General features: G+C 53.2%; 12 protein-coding genes, 2 tRNA genes and 1 pseudogene. 3 read left to right on the top strand and 12 right to left on the bottom strand.

The window, feature by feature from the left end:
- The 7 genes from QMD53_05605 to QMD53_05575 all read right to left on the bottom strand — a co-directional run.
- A partial coding sequence (locus QMD53_05605; GenBank protein MDI6800124.1) for a hypothetical protein occupies positions 1 to 364 on the bottom strand: 364 nt, incomplete at its 3' end.
- Positions 328 to 404: transfer RNA gene (locus tag QMD53_05600), tRNA-Pro, on the bottom strand. The genes QMD53_05605 and QMD53_05600, both read right to left, overlap by 37 nt.
- A 4-nt stretch (positions 405 to 408) precedes the next feature.
- Positions 409 to 1452, bottom strand: coding sequence for a histone deacetylase (locus QMD53_05595; protein MDI6800123.1), 1044 nt, complete (start codon positions 1450 to 1452; stop codon positions 409 to 411).
- A gap of 15 nt (positions 1453 to 1467) precedes the next feature.
- Entirely contained in the window at positions 1468 to 1848 is a 381-nt protein-coding gene (locus QMD53_05590) for a secondary thiamine-phosphate synthase enzyme YjbQ (GenBank protein MDI6800122.1), read from the bottom strand.
- 10 nt (positions 1849 to 1858) lie between these two features.
- Entirely contained in the window at positions 1859 to 2734 is an 876-nt protein-coding gene (locus tag QMD53_05585) for an NlpC/P60 family protein (protein MDI6800121.1), read from the bottom strand.
- Positions 2735 to 2951: 217 nt separating this feature from the next.
- A complete protein-coding gene (locus tag QMD53_05580; protein MDI6800120.1) occupies positions 2952 to 4025 on the bottom strand; it encodes an N-acetylmuramoyl-L-alanine amidase in 1074 nt (357 codons plus the stop codon).
- A 104-nt stretch (positions 4026 to 4129) separates the two neighbouring features.
- Complete coding sequence (locus QMD53_05575) at positions 4130 to 5752, bottom strand: diguanylate cyclase (GenBank protein ID MDI6800119.1); 1623 nt, start codon at positions 5750 to 5752, stop codon at positions 4130 to 4132.
- Between the two features lie 159 nt (positions 5753 to 5911).
- Here QMD53_05575 and QMD53_05570 point away from each other — a divergent pair, with 159 nt between their 5' ends.
- Entirely contained in the window at positions 5912 to 6709 is a 798-nt protein-coding gene (locus QMD53_05570; protein MDI6800118.1) for a hypothetical protein, read from the top strand.
- A gap of 95 nt (positions 6710 to 6804) precedes the next feature.
- Here the strand turns inward: QMD53_05570 and QMD53_05565 are convergent, their stop codons facing one another.
- The 4 genes from QMD53_05565 to selA all read right to left on the bottom strand — a co-directional run bounded on the left by QMD53_05565 (position 6805) and on the right by selA (position 12141).
- Complete coding sequence (locus QMD53_05565; protein ID MDI6800117.1) at positions 6805 to 8550, bottom strand: diguanylate cyclase; 1746 nt, start codon at positions 8548 to 8550, stop codon at positions 6805 to 6807.
- A gap of 111 nt (positions 8551 to 8661) precedes the next feature.
- Positions 8662 to 8759 (bottom strand) — tRNA-Sec (locus QMD53_05560).
- A 40-nt stretch (positions 8760 to 8799) separates the two neighbouring features.
- The gene (selB, locus tag QMD53_05555) at positions 8800 to 10704 is read right to left on the bottom strand and encodes a selenocysteine-specific translation elongation factor (GenBank protein MDI6800116.1); all 1905 of its coding nucleotides are present in this window, start codon (positions 10702 to 10704) and stop codon (positions 8800 to 8802) included.
- Between the two features lie 21 nt (positions 10705 to 10725).
- Complete coding sequence (gene selA / locus QMD53_05550) at positions 10726 to 12141, bottom strand: L-seryl-tRNA(Sec) selenium transferase (protein ID MDI6800115.1); 1416 nt, start codon at positions 12139 to 12141, stop codon at positions 10726 to 10728.
- 177 nt (positions 12142 to 12318) lie between these two features.
- Here selA and QMD53_05545 point away from each other — a divergent pair, with 177 nt between their 5' ends.
- Positions 12319 to 13464 carry a CapA family protein gene (locus tag QMD53_05545; protein ID MDI6800114.1) on the top strand — a complete coding sequence of 382 codons (1146 nt, stop codon included), beginning with the start codon at positions 12319 to 12321 and terminating at the stop codon, positions 13462 to 13464.
- 24 nt (positions 13465 to 13488) lie between these two features.
- Positions 13489 to 13722, top strand: a complete 234-nt coding sequence (locus QMD53_05540; GenBank protein MDI6800113.1) for an Lrp/AsnC ligand binding domain-containing protein — start codon at positions 13489 to 13491, stop codon at positions 13720 to 13722.
- 41 nt (positions 13723 to 13763) lie between these two features.
- On the opposite strand, the pseudogene ppcA reads toward QMD53_05540, so the two are convergent.
- Positions 13764 to 14795 (bottom strand): annotated as a pseudogene (ppcA, locus tag QMD53_05535) (phosphoenolpyruvate carboxylase).
- Positions 14796 to 14889: the final 94 nt, after the last annotated feature.

Here is a 14889-nt window from a genome sequence, read left to right as displayed (position 1 = left end):
CTTTTGGACAAGTGGATATCTTGGCTTTAATGAGAAAATCAAGGAAACGGAAACAAAAAGGGAAACAATTGGATTGAACCTTTGAAAAACTGGATAAATACCGCTCACCACGCCGAAAAACTTGCTTTGTCCAATGATTTTTATGAAATAAAATCATTGGCGGAAAAAATTGGAACGAACCGCCGTTTGCTTTCCCGAAAAGCCGAATTTGAATTTGTCCGACCTTACGATTTAATTCCGAAATACAGGGCTTTTTGCGAAGCGAGACCCGCCGAAGGCGGGGCGAGCGAGCAAACAAACTGCCCGCAAAATTCGCAATGTTTAGATTGGTCGGGATGGGCGGATTTGAACCGCCGACCTCCACGTCCCGAACGTGGCGCTCTGCCAAGCTGAGCCACATCCCGACAGTTAAATCTTCCAATAATTACCGTGCATCTCTTTGAAGGACTCGATGAGATCCGGATCTTCATCCAAATCTTCGACCACTTGACCGTAAGGGTCTTCCGCCTTTAGCCCCAGAGCGGCCATCTCATTTAAGACTGCGGCAACCGAGTAGGAGAGGGCGATCAGATCGTAGCCACCTTCCAGAGCGATGAGGAGTCTGCCCTTGCAGAGCTCGCTTGCCAATTCTAGCATTATCTTGGCAATCTTTGAATATCCCATGCAAGTCAGACCAAGTCCGCCCAAGGGGTCACAATGGTGGCCATCGAATCCGGCCGCTATCATAACGATATCCGGTTTGAACTGCCTTGATATCGGGGCTATTATCTCTTTGAAGGTCCTTAAATATAGTTCGTCGCCGGCCCTCTGGCTCATCGGAAAGTTGACCGTATAACCCTTGCCCTCTCCGATGCCGACGTCGTTTAAGAAGCCTGTTCCCGGATAGAAGGGATGATTATGAATAGAGATATAGAGAACCGAAGGATCGCTATAGAAGATATCCTGGATGCCGTTGCCGTGATGGGCATCGAAGTCGAGGATTAAGACCTTCTTTAGACCCATCTTCTGGGCGTATCTGGCCGCTATGGCCAGGTTGTTGAAGATACAGAAACCCATTCCCCAGTTGGAGCGGGCATGGTGACCGGGCGGGCGGACCAGAGCAAAGACATTATCGAACTCCTTGTCCAAGAGTTTCTGCACTCCCGCAAGAGCGGCTCCGGCCGCATAGGAGGCCGCCTTAAATGAGCCTTTGGAGACGACCGTATCCAGATCCAAGTGGCCGCCGCCCTTATCGGTCATGGTCTTGAGCTCACTGATGTAATCCTTGACGTGGACCATGGCTATCTCACCCATCGTCGCCTTCCTCGGTCTTACCTGAGCGAGCTTGGGTAGTATGCCAGTCTCCTTGAGATGACCCATGACGGCCAGGAGCCTTTCCGGCTTTTCGGGATGCTTTGCGCCGGTCTTATGTTCCAAGAAAACGGGATCGTAGATTAGAGCCGTCCTATTCACCGTTTATCCTTAGCCTTACCTTTCTTCTCCTTGCCCCGTCGAGTTCGACCAGAAATATCCTCTGCCAAGGACGAGCGAACCGCCCTTGACGATAAGGCTTAAATCGTTGCCCAAAAAAGCCCCCGCAATATGAGAGGGGGCATTATTGTCGATTGCATTATGACGATAACCCAAGTCCCGACCTATAAAAGATATTATGGCATCTTCAATATCTTTTACAAGACCTTTTTCATTTTCGTTGATTATAAGGGCGGTTGTAGTATGAACCGAGAAGAGAGTTATCGAACCGGTCTTAATCCCGCTTTTGGCGATGATTGAGGTGATGCTCTCGGTGATGTCGATGAGCTCGACCTTGGAGCCGGTATCGACCGTGATTACCTCATCGATGAATTTCATCTCTCATCACTTAGGGGCGGCAAGCCCCGACATAGTTGCTGCGGCTGCTCAAGCTATCGATGGAGATGACATCACCGGTACGCGGCGCATGGATGAAGTTTCCGGCTCCAATATAGATGCCGACATGATGGATGGGACGGCCGAAGAAGACGAGATCGCCGGGGGCCAGCTGGTCGCGGCTTATCCTCTTGCCCGAGCTATACTGCGACCGGCTGGAGTGGGGCAATTTGACGCCGACTTTGGAGTAGACATGCATGGTGAAACCGGAGCAATCGAAGGAATCGAGACCGTCGGCCCCCCATTGGTAGGGGATCCCAAGGTATCTCGTGGCGATATCGACGACGGCCTTGTTGCCGCCGCGCGAGACCGAGTTTGTGGAGCTTCTGGCCTGCTCGGCCGCCATGGCCCGCCTTGCGCTCTCGGCCGCCTCAAGGGCGGAGATATCCCCTTTTATCCTGTTATATAGGGCGTTCCGGCTGGAGAGCTGATTGGCGATCAAAAGGCGTTCTTCGCCTATCTTTTTCATCAGCTCCTCTTGGCGTTTCTTCTTCTCTTTAAGGGCCTCCTTGTTCTTCTCGATGTCGGCCCGCTTGGTCGTTATGGCCTCGATCATCTCGGCGTCACTCAAGGTGATTCTCTCTATCAGATCCATCTGAGTTATCAGATCCTGGAAACTTTCTGCATCGAAGATGACGTCGAGCAGGCCGATTTCGCCGTATTTATATATCTCTTCGACCCGATTGTTTAGGGCCACCCTGTAATTGGCCAGATCCCGCTCGGATTTGCTGAGATATATCTCATTTTGGGTTATCTCATTTTTGGTCTTGGTCAGATTGGAGTTGACTTCGTTATATTTCTCGGTGGCTATGCCCAGCTTATCGTCCAATGCCTCAAGCTCCCGCTTGAGCTTTTGGGCCTGACTGCTCGCGGGCACGGCAAACGAGGTGAAGGTGGATGAGACTAGAGTAAGGATGATTATCGGAAGCGCTATGGAGAGCTTTTTGAGGTTAGCTATTTTGCTTTCTGAAATAAGATCTCCTCCAGTTGGTTCGCCAAATAACCAAGAAATTCTACCACAACCTCCTTGATAAGGCAAACTTGGGTTAGGAATTGAGATACTTCTTGACCCCGTCGAAGACGGCCACAGCGATCCTTTGGCGAACCTTCTCATCGGCAAGAAGAGCCTCCTCGTGAGGGTTGGTGATGAAGAGCGGCTCCAGAAGGACGGCCGGCATCTTAGTCTCGCGAAGGACGGAGAAATTTTTACCGTGGATGCGGTCGTCCGGTCTGCCCAGGGCCACAAGCAATTCGTTATGTATGTTGGTCGCTAGATCCCTGCCGGCTCTGGAGTATTGGTCGCCGCCAGCGAAATAGTAGGTGCTCGTCCCCTCCGCCTTGGGGTTGGTCGAGCCATTCAAGTGGAAGCTTATGAAGATATCGGCCCCCTTGCGATTGGCAAGGGCCGCTCGCTCGGAGAGGCCGACAAACTGGCCGACCTCTCTGGTGTAGATGACCCTGCTTCCGAACATGGTAAGGAGAGCCCCAAGGCGGAGGCCCAGATCCTCGGCCGCCTCGCTCTCTTTGAGTCCGCTCGGCCCGACGGCTCCCGGGTCGGGCGGATAGCCGTGCCCAAAATCGACCGCCACCTTCAGCTCGCCGAGAAGAGAGATGGCTGAAGCCCCTTTCAGCCTGTCCTCCCAGGGAAAGGCGATCTTATATTCGGCGTCCAATATGCTCCTTAGGTTATGGAAAGCCTCCATGGTCGCCCGGCCGACCATCCCGTCGGGAGCGAGGTTTAAGTTCTTCTGGAATTCGATCAAGGCCGCTTCGGTGGTTGGACCAAATATGCCATCGACGGCTCCGGTCGAAAACCCAAGGCGATTGAGCCACTTCTGGAGCTGGCGGACATCATCTCCCCTCAGATAGGGGGATTTGAGATAGAGAAGGCGATCGCCCAGCCTCAGGTTGGCTTCCACGAGTTCACGCCAGGTCTCCTCACCGACAATGCCGTCGACCACAAGACCCCTATCTTGCTGAAAGGTCTTGACGGCCACCAGGGTCTTCTCATCAAAGAGGGCCTGACCTTCGGCCGGTTCGACATCATAATCCAGTTTCGCGAGTTTGGACTGGATATCTTCAACCTCTTTGCCTCTGCTCCCAAGCTTAATAAGCCTCATTCCAAGACTCCTTAGAGTTTCATAAGAATTGATAGTTCAAGTTGCGATCTTAAGGCTCATAGCCCACGGCCATTTGCGGGTGGATGGAACCACCCGTGATGGGATCAATCGTATTTGGCGGGGTTGTAGACGGCGATCCGCTTCCTCTTGGATCTCTTGGCCTCGTAGAGAGCGAGATCGGCCTTCTTGATCAGCTCATCGGCGTCCTTGGCATCTTGAGGGAAGGAGGCCACACCATAGCTCATCCCGACCAATTCATAGCCCTTGTTGACTTTGAAGAATTTCTCAACTATCTCTTGGTCTATCCTCTTAACCATCTCGATGACCCGCTCCTTCTCGGTGACCGGCGAGATTATCGAGAATTCATCCCCGCCATAGCGGGCCACGATATCTATCTGACGGGCGTGCTTGGAGAGAAGATCGGCCACCGACCTAAGGAGGTCGTCGCCCTCCAGATGACCGTGGCTATCATTGTATCCCTTGAAGTTATCGATATCCATCATGGTCAGCGCAAGGGGGTGGTGATAGCGGTCGGACCTTTTGATCTCCTTCTCCAAGGTATTCCTGAAATGACGGTGATTAAATAGACCGGTCAACCCGTCCCGTATGGCCAGATTCCTGGTCTGCTCGTGAAGCTGAGCGTTGGCGATGGCGATGGCCGCCTGGGTGGCGAAGAGGGAGACCATCCTGACCTCGCTCTCGGTAAACTTGCGTGGCTTAAAGTCATCGACGTATAGGACGCCGATCACGTTATCCTCGGTGACCAGGGGCACGGCTATCAGGGCCGCTATACCCTCATCGATACCGATGGGGTTGGTGAAGACGAACTCCTTGGAGACATCCTCAATAACGAAGGTCTTCTTGTTCTTGACGATGGCCTCGGTCATCCCGCCCGGCCTTAGCCGCCACTTATGGGTTTTTTTGATAAAGCTCTTGCTGAAACCCTTGGCCGCCTTCAAAGTCAGCTCGTCCTCCTCCTCATCGTAGAGAGCGACGCTTCCCGCGCTGGTTCCCGCCTCGGCTATGGCCGTATCCAAGATGATATTCAAGGTCTCATCCAGATCCAGGCTGGAGCTCAAAAATTTGCCGATATTTATCAGGGTGGTCAGCTCCTTGATCCCCTCCTGCTTCGTTCTGAGCATGGTGGAGAGATAGTCGGCCAAGTAGGTGGTGACCATAAGAATAATGGGAAATTCTACCGACTTTATCAGAAGATAGGTGCGGTCCGCATGGAGGCCATGCAGAGGAAGGTTCGAAGTTATGACATGAAGGTGGCCAATGAGTCGGAAGTGCTCGGCAAAGAACATTGAGACGCAGAGGACGGAAGCTAAAAGGGCTTGAAGGTAAGCCTCTTTTTTCGGCAGCATTATGCCGGCGATTATCATCTGAAAGACCAAAAAGTAGAGAAAGATGCTCTCGATGCCGCCGGAGAGGTGGATCAGGAAGATCACCATCAAAAGATCGATCGATGCCTGAAAGACGGAAAGGCTCCTCGCTCCCTCTTTCGTAAAGTCCTTTTGAAGCCTCTGGGTAAGATAGGATACTACCAAGTTATGAAGGATGACGGCGATAAGAAGCAGGATGAACTGGGTTATCAGCGCAGACTCTGTTATAAAGAACTGGGACAAGACAATTAAAGTGAATATCGAGAAGGATGCGATCCATCTCAACCTGATGAGCCAATTGATATTGGTGATGATCTCGGACTTCTCTTGGAAATAACCCATCTTGGTGGCCGCCTAAGAAAGTGATATGGCTAGATTTGACTACGTCTATTCTAATATCAGGAAGAAAAAATATCTACGATTCTATTTATCGGACCGTATCTTAAAGAGGTAAAGGACGTTTAAGAAATTGTAAAAACAGAACGAAGGGAGGGATTTAAGATGAAGCGACTCATAGCCTTGATGATAATTCTGGCCCTGGCCTTGCCATCCTTGGCCTTGGCAGTAGAAGAGGAGGGGACCCTTCCCGTTACCGAAGGAGAGACGGAGGAGGTCGAGGCGAATACCTACGCCTTTACCATCTTCGGCTTCACCTTCGTCGTCATCCCGGCCGACAAGAAGGTCGAGGGGGATAGCGGCACTTTCGCCGTCATAAAGAATGGCGAAGATGAGGTGGGCGAGCTCCTTAGCAACTACAGGCTGGGAAACCTCTTTGGCAAGATCGTCTCGACCATGGCCAGAATAACCTTCAGGCCCTTATCGGAGAGACTGGCCGAGGAGGAGGCAGAAGCCGAGGGGGATATTATTCCATCTGAAGAGGAGGAGACCGATTCGGAAACCGAAGAGGGGACGGTTCCGGGCGAAGATGAGATCAGAGAGAGGCCGGTAACCCACGGTCAGGTCGTCAGCGCCTTCGTGCATGAGCTTATCAGAATGCGCAGGGAGATCCGCACAACCGAACAGATTGAGTCCAAGGACCAACTAAAGCTGAAGATCCAAGATAGGGTTGGAGAGAAGATTATGCTCAAGCTGAAGATCCATGACCCTGAGGTCGAGGAAGCGGAGGTTGATGCAAAAAATTTCAGGTCAACACCCAGGCCAAACGCTAAGCTGGGCGGGGTGGAGAACTTTGATTGGACCGCTTATGAGAATGAGACCTGGGGGCAGAAGAAGATCGGGGCAAAGAAGAGAAACCACATCAAGAACGGCAAGACCGATGAAGCCGAAGCCGCCGAGTGACGCTTGAAAGCAGAATATTGAAGCCTTAAACGGATAAAAAGGGGGCCTTTAGGCCCCCTTTTTATCCATCTTATCTTTCATCACAATTTTTTGAATTATCCCCGCTCTTTATCCGGCTCAACCTTGACCCTCTTCTTCCTAGCGCTTACCACCCTGTTCCTTCCGGTCTGTTTGGCCTTATAGAGAGCCTTGTCGGCCGCCTTGATGAAGTAATCGACGTCGTCGGCATCGAAGGGATAGGTCGCAACCCCGATGCTAACCGTAAGTTTTGAGCCGATCTTTAAGCCCTCTTTATCAAAGTCGTTGGCCTCGACTGCGGCTCTGATCCTCTCGGATATCTCCATGGCGGCCTCTTTACCGGTTTCGGGAAGGATCAGACAGAACTCTTCTCCGCCGTATCTGGCCGCGATGTCTATCTTCTCCCTGATGCCCTCGATGAGTAGGACCGAGAGGCCCTTGATGGCCAGGTTACCCGCCCAGTGGCCGTAGGTATCGTTGTAATGCTTGAACCTGTCAATATCTAAGATTATAAGAGAGACAGGTCTCTTGTACCGGTTGGACCTGGCGAGTTCCTTCTTCAGTTGATCCTGGAAGTAGCGGAAGTTGAAAAGGCCGGTAAGATCGTCCGTCATGGTCAGGGTCTTGGCCTCCTTGTGAAGCTGGGCGTTATCGATGGCCACGGCTATCCGGTCGGCCACGGTGGTCAGCATCTCGATGATATCCTCCCGATACTCCCTGGATTGGGTGTTGGCGAAGTAGAGGACGCCCAATATCTCGCCCTCCGAAAATAGGGGTAGGATGACATGGGTCCTTGGAAGATGAATGCCCGACTCGTCGGCGACAAGGATGGCGTCGCTGGTTGCGTGATCTAAGTCACCCTCCAGCACCCGATGCAGGTTTTTGAGGACATCCAAATCTATCGATTTTATGTCGTCGATGTAGATGTCGAGGAGACCGTTATCGCCTTCGATGTCTTTAACCTGTTCGATCACGGGTTTGCCCTCGAGGATGGCCTCTCCCAAAAGGCTATCGCCCAGCTTGGTCTTGAAGCCCGCGGCCACCCTCTTGTCCAGACCAAAGGTCGCCACCGGTTTCAATTCGAGATTCTTAAAGATGTCGCACTTTACGCAGCGCTTCAGTTTGGTCTTGTAGCCAGCCTCCTTTGCCACGCTTCTGCTACTGGCCGCCCAGCACTTTAAATTGGTGGATTTGAAGACGGGGCAATTTCTGTTGGTGCAGCCCCTCTCCTCCCAGCATTTGACCAGATTTTCGGAATCGATGAGGAGGATGGCTCCGACATCGGCGTCGATTATGGGCATTATTATCTCCAGGACCCTCTTGAGTAGGAGCTTAAGGTCCATGGCGGTCGAGGTCTCCTTGCTGATCTTGTAGAGGGTGAATATCTCCTCGGTCTTCTCGTTAAGCCTCTGCTCGAGCAGCTTGCTCCAATCCTGAAGGACCTCCCTCGATCTATCCAGTTCTTCCTCTTTCTGAGTGAGTTTTAAGATGGTCATAATCCTCTCCTTTTCGAAGAGGCCGCTTAAACAGCCCACGATCACAAAGACCGAGCTCCGAAGGATCATCACCATTATCCAGGTGAAATTGGGCTCTCTGGCCAGAAGTAACTCTAATATGATGTGAAGGGCGGCAAAGATGAGACCGGTCGCAAAACCTCCCGAAAAGCCCCACCAGTAGGCGGCTATGACTATGGGGATGAAGAGAAGATTTGCGCTGAAGAGTTCGAGTTTGTATGTGAAGTGGAGGATATATTCGATCATAATGACCAAGGCGGCCGCAGCGGAAAGGATTGTTAACCTGTAGTGATCTGGTTTTATTTCCAAGCCGTCTCCTTGGCCAAAGCCTCAATGACTTCGAAATCCATCATATAATATTTTATATTTAAGATACACGGTTTGACAACGATGAAGCTTCTTTAAACTAAATAATTCGATTGGCGGGAGCGTGTGGGAATCGAACCCACCCGGGATGTTCTTCACACCCTGCCATGGTTTTGAAGACCAGGTGGCCCACCAGGGACCAATCCGCCCCCAAAAAAAGAGCTTTGAGGTTAATATCGGTCTAGAAGATCTCTATCTCAAGATCCTATCGTTTCCGACCCGCTTGGTAAGCTTTTTCGCATCGAAGAACTCAAGGAGTGGAAGGATATATTTGCGGCTTATCCCAAAGATCTCTCTGAAATCGGCCGGACCCACTCGGCCGTGCTCTTTTAGATGGGCTATGAGACCGGCTTCTATCATAGAGAGCGAGTCCGCCTCGTAGAAGAGATCATGTCTTATTCTTACAACCCGGCCCGCTGAAGTCAATATCCGTAAGTATTCCTTGAGCTCAGCGGCCATAGCCTTGCTTGCGCCTTCCAGCTCGGACAGAGTCGGAGGAGCCAGCCCGCCATCTTTGATGAGGAAGAATACCTCTTCCATCTTCTCTTCGCTCGATTCGTCCAGCGCCTCTTTGACCAGAGCATCTTTGACCACATCGCCGCTTAGGACAACCGCTGCCCTCTCTTTGAGCTCGGTCAGAAAGGCGTCTGCCTCCTTGGAACCAAAGCCGGCCATCGCCTCGACCTTGAGGGCCTCCCTCTTCATCCCCGCGCTTAAGGGATTCTTGGTATGAAAATCCCTTAGAGCTGACGCCACCCTCTCTCTGGTCTCATTATACATGGCAGAGGTGAGATAGAGCGGTCCCTTGTCGCCGGCGATCCGGGTGACCTTTCCCTTTTTTTCAAGGAGGGTCAGGGCGACCTCCAAGTCGCCTTCTAAGATGTCGCCTTCGGCCATGATATCCTTTTTGCCAAGCGGACCATTTGACTCTCTCAAGATCACCTCGATGATGGCCTTGGCCTCGCCCCCTTCGATGACTTTCAGCCTGGCAAGGAGAGCCGTCTTTAAGCGGCGCCCCCTCTTGGGAGCGGGATCTAGGACGCTGCCGCCGCCGATGGTATGGACGGGTGAATATCTCCTCACTATATACCTATCGCCGAGCTTAAGGACGAGTGGCGATTCCAGTTCGAACCTGACTAAGCCGCCGCTGGATGGTGCGATCTCTCCTGGCTCAAGCAGTTTTATCCTAGCCAGAACCTCCCTGGTCCCATGATAGATCCTGACCCGGCTTCCATTTTTGAGCGGCTTTACCGCATCGGCCAAAAGATGGAATTTGGCGTCGAATAGATCCGTCTCCTTTAAGTATCCCGCCTCAAGGAGGGTGTCTCCCCGAGAGAGGCGACTTGGATCGACTCCGGCCAAATTTACCGCTACCCGCTGACCAGCGAAGGCCTCTTTTACGCGGCGATTGTGGACATTGAGCCCCCGCACCCTAACGCTTAAACCCCTTGGCAGGATTACGAGCTGATCCTCCAGTCCGATCCGGCCCGACCAGAGAGTTCCGGTCACAACCGTTCCGGCCCCCTTTATGGTAAAGACCCTGTCTATGGGAAGCCTTATCCTACCAGATGAATCCCTCTCTTCAATCTCCCCCACGACTCCTTCTATCTCGCCAACCAGCTCATTTAGACCCAAACCGCTAACCGAGGAGACGGCTATGATGGGAGAGCCCTCAAAATTGGTCCCGCAAAGAAACTTTACAACCTCTGAGCGAACCATGTCGAGCCAGGCGGGATCGACGAGATCGGCCTTGGTCAGGGCGACGATAGCCCTCTTCACGTTCAAGATACCGGCGATGGCCAGATGCTCTCTGGTCTGAGGCATCACGCCGTCATCGGTGGCGACGACCAGCAGAAGAAGGTCGATGCCGGTCGCCCCGGCCAGCATATTCTTGACGAATTTCTCGTGACCTGGTACGTCGACTATGCCAATGATCACACCGCTTGGCAACTTAAATTGGGTGAACCCGAGATCTATCGAGATGCCCCGCCGCTTCTCTTCGGCCAGGCGGTCGGTATCGACGCCGGTTAGGGCCTTTATGAGGGTGGTCTTGCCGTGGTCTATGTGGCCTGCGGTTCCGATGATTATCTTCTTCAAACTTGACGCCCCTAAGACTGCTTAAAGATTCAAGATGCTTTGGACGGCCTCGGCTATCTCGGCTATCTCGCTCCTCTGGATCGTCCTTACGTCGAAGATGACCCGCTCATCCTTAACTCTGACTATTACGGGCGTCTCGGCCCTTCGAAGGGCCGCCTCGAAGGCCGCGGCCGAAAGTGACTCGGCCGCGGCAGAAACGACGAAGGTCGGCAGCTCCTCCAAGGGAAGGGCTCCCCCGCCCACCTTGGAGTGATCGGCCATGACCTGAGCATTAAGGCGGCCCGCGCCGACCTCTCTCAGTCTCTTGGCCAGACCATCGGCCCTCTTCTTGAGCTCGGCTTGGGGGGTGAGCATCATATTCAAGGTCGGGATCTCTTTGATCGCTTGGGCAGGATCGAGATAGAGGCGAAGTGTCTCCTCTAAGGCGGCCAGGGTCATCTTATCCAAGCGCAAGGCCCGTGCCAAGGGATGGCCCTTGAGGCGCTCGATGAAATCCTTCTTGCCGACGATGAGACCGGCCTGCGGCCCGCCCAGAAGTTTGTCGCCGCTGAAGGTTATTATGTCAGCTCCGGCCAGAACCGACTCTTTGACTCCCGGCTCGTAACTCAAGCCGTATTGAGCGAGATCGATCAGGACCCCGCTTCCCAGATCGTGCATGACCGGGATATTCTTCTTAGCGCCCAATTCAACCAGTTCTTTGAGCGGAACCTCGGCCGTAAAGCCCCTCATCGCAAAGTTGCTGGTATGGACCTTGAGGAGAAGGGCCGTCTCAGGCCCGATGGCCCCGTCAAAATCCTTCAAATGGGTCTTATTGGTCGTGCCGACCTCGCAGAGGATCGCGCCTCCGGCGACCATGACATCAGGTATCCTAAAGGAGCCGCCGATCTCGACGAGTTCGCCCCGCGAAATTATGACCTCTTTACCATTGGCCAAGGCGCTCAAGGCCAGAAAGACGGCGGCTGCGTTGTTGTTGACGGCCATGGCGCTTTCCGCCCCGGTTATGGTGACCAAAAGGTCTTCGATATGGACCTGGCGGTTGCTCCTTTTGCCCTCCTTGAGATCAAATTCCAGAGTAGAGTAATTGCTGGCAACGCTCAAGACCGCATCGACGGCCAGCGGCGAGAGGATGGAGCGGCCCAGATTGGTATGGACGACAACACCGGTCGCGTTGATGACCCTTCTTAGCGAGGGCGACATGACCTCGGATACGAGATCGGTTATCAAGGGGACGAGATCGGCCGGCTCCAGGGAGAGGGCTTTCAGTCTCTCCTCGTCTTTGGCCTCCAAAATGGAGCGCCGAAGCTCGGCAAGGACCGTGCGGACCGCCTGGGTCACGACCGCCTTGGGGTTGTTTTCGGCCAGCTCCTCGACAGCCGCAAGGGCCAAGACCTCATCGACCGGGGATATGCTTCTTAGATACTCTTCTCTCTCAACCATTCGACCTCAACGATATCAAAGATTTCAACCGGCACAGAGCAAAGAACTTGCTTGGGCGCTGAAAATACATAATAGTATACTATATGGCCACCTATCTTGCATTAAAAAGAAGATTGGACTATTCTTTAATTAATGGGAAAAAGAATGGACTTCATTAAAGAAAAGAAAAGGACCCGGATGAAGAGGAACCTAACCTACCTCGTCGGAGTCGGCATCATCGCCGTAGCGGTGGCCGCCCTATTCATTTTGGTCCCTTGGCTCAGTCAAATATTTGAAGCCAAAGCCGTCTCAGATATTGCGGCCACCCCCTCGGGTCAGATGGAAACAGACGAAGAGGCACCCCAAAGGGATGAGATAAGAGTCATGGTCGTCGGAGACGTCATGCTCGATCGCAAGGTTAAAGCCCTGATCGAAGAGATGGGCCCAACTGCTCCCTTTGCCGGCGTCAAGGATATCCTTGAAAAGGCCGATATCGCCCTGGCAAACCTAGAGTCGCCCTTGGCGGTGGGCGGAAAAAGGCTGGTCAAGGACGTAACCTTCAGGGGCTCCCCCTTGGCGGCCGAGGGGATAAAGTGGGCCGGGATAGACTACGTATCGCTCGCCAACAATCATGCCCTCGACTACGGTAGTGAGGCCTTGGCCGAGACACTGGCCAGTTTGGACGATCTTAAGATCGCTCACTCCGGAGCCGGGATGAATATCGAAGAGGCTTTCAGACCGGCCGAACTCGAGGCGGCCGGAAACAGGGTCGCGGTCCTCGCCTTCACCCAGATAGTCCCAAACGGCTTCATGCCGGATGAGAAGAGAGCCGGAGTCGCTTTTGCCCGCCCCCCTTTTGATCCGATCATCCAGGAGATCAAGAAGGCAAGAGACGATTTTGACTACGTCTTAGTCTCTTATCACTTCGGCATGGAATACAAGGACTATCCCTTGGCCTACCAGAGAACCCTTGCCAAGCTCTCGATAGATTCCGGGGCCGATCTCGTCTTTGCCCATCACCCTCATGTCATCCAGGGCATAGAGACCTACAAGGGCAAGGTAATAGCCTATAGCCTAGGTGATTTCGTCTTTGATCACTTCAGCAGAAAGACGGGCGAGGCCTTCATCCTCGACCTTATGATCGATAAAGCGGGAACAAAGAGCATAGAGATAATCCCGGTCTACCTGGCAAATAACGGCTCTCCAGCCGTGGTCCAAGGCGAGGAGGCCGAGGTGATATTGAAGAGACTTTCGGCCATCTCCAAGGGGCTTGGAACCGAGATAATCATAAAGGATAGTATCGGCCATATCGATAAGATGGAGGGAGATGGTGAAGATATTTGAGCCTGAAGGGGGGAGGTGTAAGCAATGGTCAAAGCATATGTCATGATCACGGCCGAGGCCGGTGAGGCCGCCAAGGTGGTCGAGGCGACCCGAAAGATCGCCGGCGTCAAATCGGTTGATGGGGTTACCGGCCCCTACGACGCTATCGCATTCGTCGAAGCCGAAAACTTCGATGATATGGGCGGCCTGATAGTCTCGAAGATACAGAAGATAAAAGGGGTCATCCGCACCTTAACCTGCATCGTCGTCCAATTCTAAAGCCTGCGGCCAGAAGCGATACCTAAGAGGGGCGGCTCATCCTAGCCGAGGCTGCCCCTCATCTTGGCCAGGCGCAAGATCCATTCGTTGACCAGATTGAGTTCCAAGCCCTCGTCGCTTATGATAGCGTCGCCCTCTATCCCGATGACTTGACCGAGCATCGGTCTCATCGTCTCCAAAATAGTCTGATAGAGCCTATCCTTGCCGGTCTCCTTGGCGCAGGCTATTCCAAGGTGCTCGTCGATAAGGGCGATATCCTCTTCGGCCTGGGCGATGACGCTCGGGGCCAAGAATTCGGCCGCGTTTTTGAGATGAACAAAGCGGCAGGCAAAAGAGATACTATTCTTTAAACCGTGATAATTCTCGAGCAACCAGTCGAATGAGGAAACCCCGTATCTCTCCTTTGCCTCCCTTAGGCCCCTGCCCACCCCAATTATCTCGGGAGGAAGACCGATGCTGTAGAGGGAGGCCGTAAATGATATGGCCCTGGGGAGCTCGGGGGCGCCCTCCCTCTTCATCTTCCGTATCTCGGCGGCCAACTCCAAGTCGCTGAGCGTATCGGCGAGCTCCACCGGATGGGGAAGATCCCTTGCGTAGCCAACGTCGCTCTTTCGGGCCAGCCGATCCCGCTGGCCCGGGATAACGTCTGATATCTTGGTTGCCACCTCCATAAGATCATAGAAGGAGCTAAGATAGTTCTTGACGAAGACGGCGATGATGTTTAAGACCATCTCTCTATCATCCGAGCTGAGTCTGAGCGGGGCGACTCTGTGTAGGCGCTCGGCCAAAACCTTTGCCACCAGGGCCGTCGCCTCATAACCGTGGTCGTATCTTAAGGCCGATTGGATGGTTAGCGTCCGGGTTCCGGCAAAATCTTTTATCACGTTATCGATATTTTCGGGTGAGAAATTGCCCCTAAAGGGGAGCGAGCCGCCGCCCAGGATGGGATATATCTCAACTCCGGTCTCGGCGGCCAGCCTATAGCCATCCGATATGGCAATCTTGTTGGAGAGGGCGGCGGCGACCATGCCGTAGGTCAAGGCGAGATCGGAGAGTCCGAGCATATAGCGAAGCCTCTCGGTATTGAGACCGAGACCTTTACAACCCTTTAAATGTACTAGTCAACAGCTTACCTGACATCTAGTGGTTTTGAAGAGGCGGCCACTT

The organism is Actinomycetota bacterium, from assembly GCA_030017835.1.
In the GTDB taxonomy this organism is placed as follows: domain Bacteria; phylum Actinomycetota; class Aquicultoria; order UBA3085; family Oleimmundimicrobiaceae; genus Yes70-04.
The sequence above is the reverse complement of the archived record's forward strand: the minus strand, read 5'-3'. Positions and strand labels throughout refer to the sequence as shown.